Source organism: Chitinophaga nivalis (assembly GCF_025989125.1).
Lineage (GTDB): Bacteria > Bacteroidota > Bacteroidia > Chitinophagales > Chitinophagaceae > Chitinophaga > Chitinophaga nivalis.
The window spans coordinates 6,273,158-6,286,489 of sequence record NZ_JAPDNR010000001.1; the positions used below are offsets into that span (position 1 = coordinate 6,273,158).

At 41.2% G+C, this 13,332-nt stretch carries 6 protein-coding genes and 1 tRNA gene; 2 read left to right on the plus strand and 5 right to left on the minus strand.

What is annotated here, in order from left to right:
* Nucleotides 1-1,624: 1,624 nt before the first annotated feature.
* Together OL444_RS23135 and OL444_RS23140 are read right to left on the minus strand one after the other, a co-directional pair.
* Complete coding sequence (locus OL444_RS23135) at nt 1,625-3,403, minus strand: ATP-binding response regulator (protein ID WP_264729467.1); 1,779 nt, start codon at nt 3,401-3,403, stop codon at nt 1,625-1,627.
* A 112-nt stretch (nt 3,404-3,515) separates the two neighbouring features.
* Nucleotides 3,516-4,490, minus strand: a complete 975-nt coding sequence (locus OL444_RS23140) for a terpene synthase family protein (RefSeq protein WP_264729466.1) — start codon at nt 4,488-4,490, stop codon at nt 3,516-3,518.
* Between the two features lie 1,115 nt (nt 4,491-5,605).
* Here OL444_RS23140 and OL444_RS23145 point away from each other — a divergent pair.
* Nucleotides 5,606-5,692, plus strand: a tRNA-Leu gene (locus OL444_RS23145).
* 896 nt (nt 5,693-6,588) lie between these two features.
* Complete coding sequence (locus OL444_RS23150; protein WP_264729465.1) at nt 6,589-7,173, plus strand: hypothetical protein; 585 nt, start codon at nt 6,589-6,591, stop codon at nt 7,171-7,173.
* Nucleotides 7,174-7,970: 797 nt separating this feature from the next.
* Here OL444_RS23150 and OL444_RS23155 read toward each other — a convergent pair.
* The 3 genes from OL444_RS23155 to OL444_RS23165 all read right to left on the minus strand — a co-directional run bounded on the left by OL444_RS23155 (nt 7,971) and on the right by OL444_RS23165 (nt 13,140).
* The gene (locus OL444_RS23155) at nt 7,971-8,309 is read right to left on the minus strand and encodes a hypothetical protein (protein WP_264729464.1); all 339 of its coding nucleotides are present in this window, start codon (nt 8,307-8,309) and stop codon (nt 7,971-7,973) included.
* A gap of 827 nt (nt 8,310-9,136) precedes the next feature.
* Nucleotides 9,137-12,925 (minus strand): hypothetical protein, encoded by a 3,789-nt coding sequence (locus OL444_RS23160; RefSeq protein ID WP_264729463.1) that lies wholly within the window; start codon nt 12,923-12,925, stop codon nt 9,137-9,139.
* A 26-nt stretch (nt 12,926-12,951) separates the two neighbouring features.
* Nucleotides 12,952-13,140 carry a hypothetical protein gene (locus tag OL444_RS23165; RefSeq protein ID WP_264729462.1) on the minus strand — a complete coding sequence of 63 codons (189 nt, stop codon included), beginning with the start codon at nt 13,138-13,140 and terminating at the stop codon, nt 12,952-12,954.
* Nucleotides 13,141-13,332 lie beyond the last annotated feature (192 nt).

The following is a 13,332-nucleotide window of genomic DNA, read 5'->3' on the forward strand; positions in this document are numbered from 1 at the left end:
GGACATATCAAAAGGGGGCATTATAATAGTTGGAAAAAGAAATTATGATCAGGATAGTATGGGCACAAACACGCTATTACAACACTGGGTCAGTGTTGTCCAACATAGGTTTATCACCATTTAAAAATGATCGGCTATGGTCTTAAATTAATAAGACCGGGTTTACTCCATTAAAAATTAAATCGATTTTTCGTCTAAATACGGTAATGCATGTAACAAATCTCATGGGGTAAAATGTTAACAAATACAATAGTGCAACAATGTTCCGATAGGACAACAGTGACAGTAACAGCCACGCTACATGGCGCTATAGCTATTTCACTGGCATCAATAAACAACCATCATCCGAAAGTGCAATCCCAATTAAATCGACAATTAAATCATCGTTACCCGAATGCTATCTTAAATGCAAGCCTCCGCTATTCTCCAGTGTTGCAGCATGGTTCTTTATTGCTCCTACGATCCGAATACTGACGATCGACATGCAATAATATCAGTAGTTAGACTAATGGGACGATTAACCAATTGCTATCGTTGTAAACATTCCTCTTCGGGTTAGCATGCGAAGCCTTTTAACGATTTTTTGCTCAAATCAATACACATGTACTACATCATTTACATCATCGCTGGCATTCTTCATTTTTTCACCCGGCACCTACATAAGGACAGTATACTCCGATTCGACCCATCAGGCCACACCTGATATTTACTACAACAAATGCAATCAGATTCAGTATAACACTGTTATGAAACAATCCATCATCTTTTCGTGGTATTGTTATACATCCTTTCTACACCTTTGTTTGTTGGGCACTCCAGGCAATATCACTTTTATTGCGGGAGATATTCGCTGTCCAATCGTCATAAAACAAGGCCTGACAGGGCGCCAATAATTTTTTCATCATAAAATTCTTATTTTGAAAGGATTTAAACAGTCATGTGTAGCAATAAGCATCTACATCAAAGGGTACAATACATGGTTCATAACATTTGGGTTAAATGTTAATCAGTGCTAAATGGGTTCAATCATTTTTCAGTCAAAATAATTCTAAAAATATGACTTTATCATCAAACAATACTACTCCGACGTTAATTAATAATAAAATCAAATATTAACAGGCATTTTCCAAGTAATGAATTTTGTAGGTTTATACAAGTAAAAAGGGTAAACACAAAGTCACTACCAGTGTAACTCTGAGGTAAAATTACCCTTCCTCACTGAAGCAATACTTCACTGATACTAATTTCCTGTTACCTGCTATCTGAAAGCAGGGGAAACATAATAACAATTGTCAAAAAGACAACTATTATTATTAATATAAAAAATTGACTATCAAATATTTAAAATAATTTACCGGCAGCATATTATTGCTGTCTGCTATCAGGTATTTCTGCTATAAAAATTCAGATTATTTTATAAATACGGTAGTGAATAATGCACTTTTTGTTGTCATTCCGGTGCAGGCATCACCGTTATTACGGTGTCTTATACCAGCATAATAAATTATTTTATAAGGACGACTAATTAAGGATTGGTTGAATGGCCGGTTCGGGGTGATCCGGCCGTTATGGAGTACAGGTATTCATAGCATATATATATTGTCTGCGGTATATAACCGCGGCTTTACGACATCCTGAGTGCCGGCAAAGATCGGATCATGGCCTGTTGCAATTCTTTTAAGACAACAGGTTTGGTAATATATTCCTTTGCCCCTGCCTTTATCAATTCGCGCTGGGTTTCGATGATGGCCTCTCCGGACACCATTATAACAGGAATCCTGCTTAGTTCATCCTGTTGTTTGAGTGACTCCAGAATTTCCTTACCGGTCATATCCGGCAAAAATGAGTCCAGCAGGATGATATCCGGACTTTCCAGTGCAGCCATGCGGATACCTTCGGCGCCGTTTTCCGCGATGATGGCATGACCACATATTTTCGCGAGGAATCTTTTCAGGATATGGGCATTCATCCGGTCGTCTTCAATGATCAATACTTTTACATGACTCAGGTCGCAGGTCAGGGTTTCTGCATCCGCAATAATGACTGATTTTGTATCTACCTGGATGAATGGAAATTCCAGGGTAAAAGATGTTCCGGCTTTTTCGCGGCTTTCCACCCGGATGTTACCGTCCAGCAGGTCTACCAGTTTTTTGGTGATAGGTAATCCGAGGCCGGTGCTGTTGCATTGGTTACCATCGCTTACAAAAGGTTCAAAAATGAGGGGCAACCGGTTGGCGGGAATACCACAACCTTCATCGGCGACAATCAGCTGCCAGCGATCTTTATTAATCAGTTTTGTTTTAATCACGATGTTTTTGTTGCTGGAAGTAAATTTGATGGCGTTGGCCAGGAGGTTGGTAACGATTTGGGAGAGCTTGTTTTTTTCACCCAGCATAATGGTGGGCATATTATTGCCTACCTCCAGCACTATTTTTGAACCATATATATTGGCCAGGTACTGATTGGCCAGTACAATCTGGTTGAGCCATGCCCGGAAGTTAAATACTTCATTATGTATTTCATCGAACTTCCCGGCTTCAATTTTCGCCATCTCCAATACATTATTAATAATACGCAGGCCCTGGTTACCGGCTGAATACAGACTTTCAATCAGCGGCCGGTAGGAACCGATGGCATCATCGGGTGGTGCAGCCATCAACAGCTGACCGGCGCCCAGCATGGTATTGAACGGCTGCCTCATTTCGTGGCTGGTTTCTCTCACATAAATACTTTTGGATACGTTGGCCCGTTCCAGTTCTTTGGAACGCACATCCAGTTCATCGCGTTGTTTCCGTAGTTCTTCACTATTGCCTCGGATAATTTCCAGCAATGCCTTGTAGTTACCTTCATATAAAACAATCACGAGTACATTCAGGATAATGCCAATCGGGAATACAATGCCGCGGATAGAAAAAGCATGGTTATTCATGGCCGGGAAAGGCGTTACGATCTGCCAGAGGTGATTCAGTTCAATACTTAAAATAGAAAATGCGGTGATGCCAATGCAAATGGCCCGTTGCAGCTTATGCTGAAACCGCAGGAAAGACAGCCCTATCATAAAAAAACCCACCTGCTGTACACCGGAGTCGTGGTCCATCTTCACACCGAAGTAAATAATGGCAACATTCTGCAGCATATAAAAAAGCAGGGCAGCTATTCCATAGTGGTGGTACCTGTTCAGCAACAATACCACCACAAAGGCAGTGGCTTCTAAACATCCGGCAAAGAAGATCTGAGAGGTACGGAAAATAAACAGATAGGCCGCCAATGTTCCGAATATAGCAAACAATGCTGTGATGATGCTGACCAGATTTACCGTATACAGATTTCTTTTTTGTTCTTTGCTTAGATGAGGAGTAAGCCCAATGTAACAAAGCTGGTTAATAACGTTTGAGGGTTTCATAATATGGTTTTTTTGGAATATAGCAAGCAAATGAGGTATTATCCCCTATTTTAGTTTAATTAAAATAGGGGAAATAGCTCATTGACAGGGTTAATACATCGTTAATCAGTTGTTAATCCAGATTTTTTAAGTTTTCAAATTGTTCCGCGTATCGGTAAGTTGTCTCTGACCAGATCTTGTTACCGAGGATCATCTGTTTAAGGTTTTCAATATACACTTTAAACAGTGCATTGTACGCACCGAAGTCTGGCGGCGTTTCGCAGAGTTCCAGGAACTGGGTCATGGCATCATTATGAATCCGGGCTGCCATATCAAAGGCGTCTGCCAGTGTACCTTTATATTCCTGGTGAATCACCAGTACCAGGTTCATCAGCTCGCCATCTTTGTATTCCTTGGCAGCGGAATAATAATCATTTGCCCAGGCCATGATGCCCACAGCCAGTTTACGCAACTGGAAAATATACGGGTGGGTATGCATTTCATGCGGGAATATACCGCCTGAAGCCAATTCCACCCACCCCAGCAATTGATACAATCCTACCAGGTCTTCCCGCAGGATCATGTAATAATCCACATTCGGATAGATCCCTCTGGCATTGAAAAAGCAACTGACGATGAGCGAATCGAAGAAGTCTTTGACATCAGCGATGTAGCGGCTTACCCATTCGGGGGAAGAAATCTCCAGCAACTCGGTACGCAACAGGGCAAACTGATGCAGCACGTCGTCGTCATTCTCCGGAGTTACCACATGCCCTTCCAGGGTTAAAATGGCTTTTTCGCAATGCAGCTGTACCTCGTGTGCATTTTTGCTCAAACCATGCAGGTCATCAAAAGCAAAAAACAGCAGGACGTGCCGGGCTGCTGCGCGCAACATTTTCTCTGATGCCGTCGGAAAAAAACGGGCCGTCAGTTCTCCGAAAGTAGATCGCTTGAATGCCGCTCTTAACTCCGGCGAAAGCGAGCTGTAGTCATCTGCCCATTCCTTGATTTTGTCTTCGATGTTTGCGATAAAAGGGCTTTCAATTACGCCAAATGGGCAGTAGAGAGGCAGGAGCCTACTAAAAGGCTTAACAGGTGTTGATAACATGAGCGTAGATTTTTACTGGTTAAAAATTGATGATTCGAAAAAAAATTTTAGCTGGAAATATGGTTATGGTATCGTCGTATTAATGGTTATGAAGCTCCAGTAATTTATCCTTTTTTTGTCCATTTTAGCTTTTTCAAAATACGAAAACATAGGACCTACAGGCTTTTATCACCTTCGGAAAAAGCAATCAAAATGCTGTCTCACAGATTAGTAAACCTTAGAAAAAAATGATTATAAAAAGGATTCAACATACATGACCTAGATAAATTAAGATTTCATAGTGATATAGGATCGCAGCAGACAGGTTGGAACCGTGCTGAACACAGGGCAGCCGGCGGGTTTGTTACGCCTGTTACTGCTATGGAGGTGCTTTATTATTGGCTTTTTTACTGCATTATGTTAGCGGTTAAAGCCGGCACATGGGGATTATACTGTTTTGAGGGCGCCTGTTATGGCCTTCTCTTTCTATAAATTGCAGGAGGCATTGGCATGTCCGGCCTGCTCCTGGCAGTGCTCAATAAGATGCTATAGTTGTAATTTTTTACGGCCTCCGGGTAACTACCGGCTATCACCAGGTAGTACCTGACATTTATTTGTAACACAGAACAATCCCGTCCCGCCTTTATGCCTTCCACAGCAACCGTCTGATTACTGGTAAGCATCTACCCCACTATTCCATTGACCTGCTTTATGCAGATCAATAAAAAAGCAACAATCATTACATCTCCTTCCCTTTTTCTGCTGCCCGGCATCATTCATTTTTGGAGGCATTACTACCGGTATCCCCTATACGACGTTTATTTTTGACCACGAGGTAGCCACATTACCTTCTATTTTCAGGGGGATTTTTCGTCAGGATGCAGGTAATCTTTTTTCCTTAGCTCACTCGTTCCGGGTGGATTATATGCGCATCGGGGATTATCCAAAGGGGTCCAACAGGGTTAGGAATATGCTGCAAACCCTTTACTGCAGGGAATATCCAAGCTCCTGTCCGGCGCCTTATTTGCATAACAAACATTCATAATATATATTTTTTAAAAAATATTTTGTCAAATAAAAAAAGATTCTCTACATTTGCATCCCGCAATTGACGGAAAGAGTTCTTAAAAAAGATTGCCCAGATGGCGGAATTGGTAGACGCGCTAGACTCAAAATCTTGTTTTCGAAAGGGAGTGCAGGTTCGATTCCTGTTCTGGGCACCAGTAAAAGCCTGATAATCAATAGATTATCAGGCTTTTTTGTTTGTATGATTGTCAAATTCCTTCTATTTTCCCGCTTCCAATCACTATTATTGACAAGCATTTGACACTCAGAATGACACTCAACAAACTACCCTCCAATGGGCTAGCACGCTACCTTTCAAAGGAATTTACATTACAAAAAGACAAACAATCTTTCAAGTAAAAATGACTGACACTTCTGATTGTCAAATTTTATTTCCCATTTATTGCTCCACGAAAAAATTATCAAAAATTCTCTTACCGGAAATTTTCGCCTATGTTAAACCAAAGGCGCAGAAAGAACGAAATCATAAGTTTTGGTATGGAAAGGATGGAAAATATTAGAAGATGCTTTCTGTATCAATGTTATACCGGCTTGGCTTATGTCCATTTGGAAAGTTGAACAAGACCCACATAGTAGAAAAGTATGGTCAATTGTGGAGAAATACAGTAAGGAAAAAAACTAAAGTCCCTATAAGTGTACCATTGTCAAACAAAGTCGTTAAAATTTTAAAATTCTTTCCATACAACAAAAAGCTGCTTTCTGTTCTACTAATCAGCGATATAGTATCTACTTAAAGGAACCTACTGATACTTGCGGAATCGATAAAAGCCTATGTACACACAGCCAGAATAATTTTTGGAATACTTTACAAGTAATATTTTTTTTTGGGGGGGGCATTTTTGTTGAAGGTGATTTTATTGAAAAAACTCTTATTTCGTCATGTTTCTTATAAAAGCCTTCGCTATGGCTCGCTTTTAAAATTCATTTTTTTTGATTGGCTCTAGCGGCTGATTGCGGGATGCAATTTTATATCATAGCGAAAAGCGAAAACTATTACATATATGGCTATATTGGAAAGTATAAATCAATACTTATGGACAACGATCTTTTAAAGGACGCCGCAAAGGATAGTCTGAAAGGGACTAAATATGAGAAATGGAGTTTGGATAATAAGGATTTAACACTTTTATCTGGATGGGTTAAGATAGCCGCGTTTATTGTGGAAGCGAAGATCTCAATTGAACACGCGATTGAATTGAATAAGAATGAGAAATTCGAGATTAGAGATTTTGTGTTAGCGACTGGCATGTACAAGAATTTCGTCATGTCGTATTCAAAATGCTTTAACAGTGCGGGAATAGGAAATATATCTCTGGATGCAAAAGACATTTATAAAGATAAAGTTGATTTATTACGATTGCATAATGTAATTATGAATGCAAGAAATACATATGTGGCTCATAACGATCATAATAATTCTGATGTTACACTATCCCTTACCTCCGAAGATGATAATTCAATTGTTTTGGCTCAAGTATATACAGTATCAACTCCTATAAATGAATTCAACGATTATAAGAACTTAATTTCCGTCTTAGAAGATGAAGTTATTTACCGATTCAATAAGAAGGTAGATAAAATACAGACAAAAATAGGAAAGAACATATTTTTTGAGTAGATATTGCGCTTGTAATTTTCCTTCATAACATTGTGTAACGAAGGCTTTCGAATTGAGAAAAAAAGTTAAAGTAGATGTAAATATTTGATTTGTCTTTATCATTTTTGCAATGCTACTTTCATGATTAATCAAATAATTTTAATTATGACAGAAATTTTAATTAATTCAAAATGCCCAGACATCAAATACCAGCAGATGTATAACTTGTTTATGGCATGCTATAGAGCGTTTTTTAAAAAATATTCTATAGTATCCAATTGGATACTTCAAACCAGAAGCTGAAAAACAGGAGTTTTTGAACCTAATTAAGTACAAGTTTATTGAGCAAATAGGAATTGATGTTAGCAAAGTTGAAGTTATAAACTTTGATCCACATTACGACAACATCGTTTTAAAAAATGAATTTATTGTTTACCTAAATTAGCTCCTGGATGGAGTGAAGCTCCCCATTAAACTACCGGTTAAAAGTATTAAATAATCGCTAATCTAATAAATACGAAAAATAAAAATCCACTAAAAATCAGCTTATTGGAATTCTAAATGAGCAGGAATCAGGCCAGCTAGGATGATCATGGCATCAGCCAGGGAATATGTTATCAGCAGCAATACAACTACCCGAAACTTGCCGTTAACCAACTAAAGAAATGGAAAAATATAGCGGCTACAATATAAGAAAATAGTTACTGAGCGGACCTTTCAGATTACGGCGATGAAAGGCGCTATAGCAAGCATGCGGAATACATATTTACGAGGGTATCTCCCATGCCCGCAGCAGCAGGGAGATACCCTCGTAAGCATTAATGCTGTCCTACAATTACCACATTGCCATTAGCAATATCCTGTGGTGTGACAACGTGTCTGATTCTGTAGGGAGGCATAAAAATAGCCAGTATTACATCTCCGGGAGATACCGGAACACTAGCTACCCCAAAGTGGTTGGTGCGGTAATGAATACCGGATGTACTGTTATATATATCAACAACACTTCCTGTATTCGATCCATAAGAAGTATGGAAGGTGATACGTACACTGGATGCTTTAACAGCTTTTGTTTCCGATTTTACGGGTGCAGGCATTGCACTGGCAAATAAAAAGACAATCGAAGCGCCAAGCATTAAAAGACTCTTTTTCATCATTGATTTTTTTGGTTAATTAAACAATATAAATAGAAGATACTTGTCTGCTAAAAGGCAGATTTGAACAAGTTTCGTAATAATGCTGAAGTAAAATCAGTGGCTAAAGCTTTCAGGTGACAACTGCTGAAATTCTTTTATAAAATGTGACACATGTATGGCTATACGGTTTTATTATTGCATGTTAAGTTCAACTTTTCTCGCTGGGTAATAACACAATGGGGCCGTCGTCAGGAATTCAGTTGCTATTCCATCACCTGGCATACCGCTATAAGGGCTTATCCCACATCACTATAATTGGCGCTTTCAAATTCGCTGGCAGTACAATTATATATAGGTGAAAGACTTGCAAACATCGACTCCCGGCGTAACATTACCTTTATTGGGGCACGGACTACTACCCTTTTTTTCTTCAACAGCTATAACCAATGCTACAGACACCGGCACAGCTCTGGTTAATTAAATAAAGGTTACAAGACTAATAAAAGCAGATTTCTTTTCATGGTTACGCATTTTTTAATAATTAAGACAGGTCTGACAATTGACAGTTTTTCCTATAAAACGGGCCTTGCATGAGAGGGACCATTTTGTGTATACTTATAAGCTGACTCGGTTTCTTATAAATTAAAATCTTAGATTGACAGTGTTTACGCAATGATAAAATTATGTGGTACTACTGCAACTTCTCAGCAGGAATAATTTTATTGAATATTTTTTTCCCTGTAATCAGATAACCGGGCTAAAAAACTACCCTGCAAAAAAATAACCTACGCCTTTATACACGCAAAAAAAAGAGGGAGCTACCCGCTCCCTCTTTTGCTATCGTTGTTTTAATTACTCTTCAAATAAAAACGTACATCATCAATATTACCAGGTATCTGCATCCGGTAGGAATTGGTACTGCCGGCGCCGGTCAATACCACTTCCTGTTCCTTATTGACCCACTCATTCCCTATTCTTACCCACCAGGAAAGTACATATTTACCCGGAAAAAGTCCTGTCAGCAGTTTATCGAAAAACATACCTGTTGGCGGCAAATCTTCGCTATCGCTGTCAAAACTTTTAGTACCCGTTCTGGCAATGTAACTCGTGATACCAGGGATATTTTCCGTTTCAAAGCTGGTGGCAAAGATATCCGGCTGGTTACCTTCATCTTTGGGAGCACTATATTTGTAGCTGATCACCTGTTTGATATTGCCTTTATGATCCCGAATGGCCTGCAACCGCTGGAAGTTATCGTACTCATAGTAGGTAATCTCTCCTTTGGCATTGGTAGTACTCAGTAATCCTATCAGCGGATCATACACGCAGGTGTTCATCTCCGCATCGATAGGATGCAGCCGGATTTCATCGATATAGCAATTGGTAGATTGAAAACGGAAAGTCGTCTGGCCGGAGATCACTTTTTCATACATGGACCAGCCATTATTATTGGGTCCGGAGATCTGCTTAAAACCATCCCCAGGCGCCGCATTAGCTGGCGACTTAAACCACATCGTCACCCGGTACTTTTTTGCCGGGTTCAGGTTGGTCTTGGTAATATATCCCGGTACGGCATCAAACATCATCGCCCTTTTACCTGTAACGGATACTGCTTCATTCAGTCCATCATAGACAAAGTTACCCGACTGCGCGGATTCAAAGCTGGAATAGGCAAAGTCATCTTCCTTCGCATTTTTCACTTCAGCAATCGGATAAATGTTATTGTTATCCCACAGGTAACCTGTCAGCTGTTCATGCTGCACTGCCCGGATAGGATTGCCCAATCTGTCAAAAGCATCGAAACGCACCTCTTCCTTATAATACCTGCCATCCCATCTCAGATCACCGGAAGCTACGGACGACTCGGAAAAGTCTGTCACGGATGCTGTCAGCTCTGTTTTCAGATACCGGATCGGCACCAGGTATTTGTTCTTTTCAATACCATATTGTGTCATCTCGCCAGACAACAGGCGACGCTGATTATTCACCTCTTTGAAGTTGGTTATTTCAAGTGGTGCTGCAATAATATTTTTCACCCGCATCCAATCCAGTTCCAGTGGTGGCGGTACATTACCAGTATTATTGAAGTAGTCCAGCGGATATTTATACTTCGTTACCAGCTTTTCATTCTGACTGGAGAAAGTATTTTTTTCCGTTACCCCCATATGGGTGTTGCTACCATAGCTATAATTCTCTACCGTAGTGATATTGCCGGCAGGACTATACCTGGTGGTAGTAGTGGACGTTGGTACATTGGCGCGATGGGCAATGATTTCATACTTACAATAAGACATATGGGACATATAGATCCCTTCATCATAGTTAATCAAATTGTAGGAAAGTCCATACACACTCTTTTTCTTTTTGATATTGCTCCCATCGTAGATCGCATACGTGTACACCACTTCCTCTTTGGGGCTACCAGCTGCATCCAGGGTGGTCTGTTTGATGAGCTTCCCTCTGCACCAATCCACATCCGGATGCGGCGGATAAGGATTCACATTGATCTGGTTACGATAGTGGACGATAGATCTCAGGTATTCCTGATAACTTTGCTCTGTACGAAAGTTGTTCCTATTCATGTTGTGATCCACATACCTGACAATGCTGGCATTATACAGGTTATAGGTAGGATCATCTCTGTCGCCGTATTTTGCCGGCATACTATATTCATACACCACACTCCCATTATTCTCTGCATTGTTATCGGAAGTACTTTTCTCCGTCACCCGCAAATAGCCCACCGGACTCCCCGCCGTAGCGCCCAGAATGCCCTGGGAAAAACTATACAGTTTTTGCTGATCCAGGGCTGCCTCTCCAAACACGGGGAGAGAAACCAATCGGCCACTGCTGGCGCCCCCCGCATCCGTATAGGTATATATTTTTACCAGCGAAGCCGTATTATCGCCCGCATTGGCGAAACTCCGGATACGTTTTATCCGCAGGCCGCCACCATAATAATCACAGTTTTCCAGCCGGAAGGCATGGGATTCATATTCATAGGCCACCCGTCCGCCAGTGGGATAGATAATACCAATCAGGGAACCGGTCTTCACTTGCGCAGTATCAGGCAATCTGTTGCCATAGAGCATCACCTGCTCTCCTGCCGGTGGGTTACAAGGCCGGTATACCCGAAACCGATCGCTTCCCGTCAAAGAAGGGTAATAGTAGAGCGTGGGGTCCAGACTGAGATTATTGGTAGCAGCATTGAAATAGCCCCACATATCCTGCTGAAAGGAAAAACGGTGCGGCAATGCCGTGCGCATATCGTACTGAAAAATGTAAGGCGGATTCTCCACAAAGTCGGTGCCTATCTCCGTTATTTTATCCAGCTTCAGGCGTTTATAGCCAACAGCGATATAATCCGGCGGCACCCGGATGGGAGGATTAGAGTTTACGAAAATCTCCTTGAACTTCTCTGTAGGAGGGCCTACAAAATAGGAGTAGTTCAGGCGAAAGGCTTTCTGCACCTTCGTTGTATTTTTATTACGGATCTCCACCTTAGAGATGGCATTATTGAAACTATAGGTATCCTCGCGCTGGTGTTGGGCAATAAAATTAATCTCTTCCTGTGCGGTTTCAATTTTACTGATCCTCTTTTTGTGTGTGGAAGTAGTGAGCCCCAAAGAAATAGTAGACACGCCTTCATAAGGTTTGCCGCTGATATAGGTGCCTTTTACCCTTCCTTCCGCCGGCCGGTTCCAGGAATATTCTGCTTCATCTTCATAGGTGAAGGTGATTTCTTCTTCATACACCGTTTTCACCGCAGATAAATACCAGGCAGAATTATACTTACTGATCGTATAGGAATAACTTTCTATATCCTGCATCGGATCATCCGGTCTATATCTCCAAAACATGTCCATCGTGGAATATGCCTTATTCTCCACATCTTCCACAGCATTAAAAAAATATTGGGTTCCATCATTATCGACGATCGTAAAAGCAACAATCTTTCCCTGCGCATCCAGGGTATGCGTCACCTGCATATCCTGGTTCGGAAATAACATGGCCCGTTGTACATTGCCTTCTATATCAAATACAAATTTTCCGGACTTATTACCGAAAGAAAAATAAAACAGATCGGGCTCCAGGTCATTCATCCCCTGCATGGAATATTTCGCCTGATTATAGTTGGCCTTCATTTTTTCCAGGGTAGCAAAGGTATATAACTGGTCTGCGCTATTGCCATCGAAGTCGCGCAACACTTCATATTTTCCCGACCAGAAACGACCGATCCGGGGATGCTCCGCACTGGGATCTGTCGATTCCGGCCGGTCTGTCAGCCTGCTGATCACCTCTCCTTTATTATAATCATCCGGAATATCCTTGACCACCCGGGTAATCACACCGCCGGCCGAAAGGCTCCAGTTGGTACCTACATTCGAGGCCTCTTCCTCCACTTTTACACCGCCTGCATGATAGCGCAGCTCAACAGGCAACGTATAGCCTTTCAGCTTTACTGTCCATAAGGGTATTTTAATTTCAGGTACACCCGTGTAGGTGCTGACCGGATTATCCACATACTTGGCCAGGGCCGATGGCGTCGCACTCGGTGGCATGACTATCCTGTTCTGGGCACAGGCAGGACGCCACCAGAGCAATGGTAATGCCAATAACAGATATTTATTTTTCATAGTAAAGAGATTCGTACAGATAAAGTTTACAATAGGTGTTTTAGTTGGATGTTCCAGCTACCGGCGAAGGGCAATATCAGTTCCCCTCCCGGCAGCTCCACTTCATAAGAATCCGGTAAGCACTTCTCCGCTTTCAGGGTAAAGCTACGTACCAATAACGGGCTAGCTAAACGCGGTTCACAACGGGTCGCCAGGATACTTGTCTGTCGTTTCATACACTTGAATAGGGACGATAATTTTATGGTACAGTAAATCGGGTAAAATTTAAAATCGGGCAATTTAGCATATTATCATGTACTTTTTCACAAACACCCGCTGCTTACACATCCGTCATTTTATCTACATTAAAAATGTACAAAAACCAGTACCGTACTTACTTTACACTTACAGTGTCTTGCTGCACACTG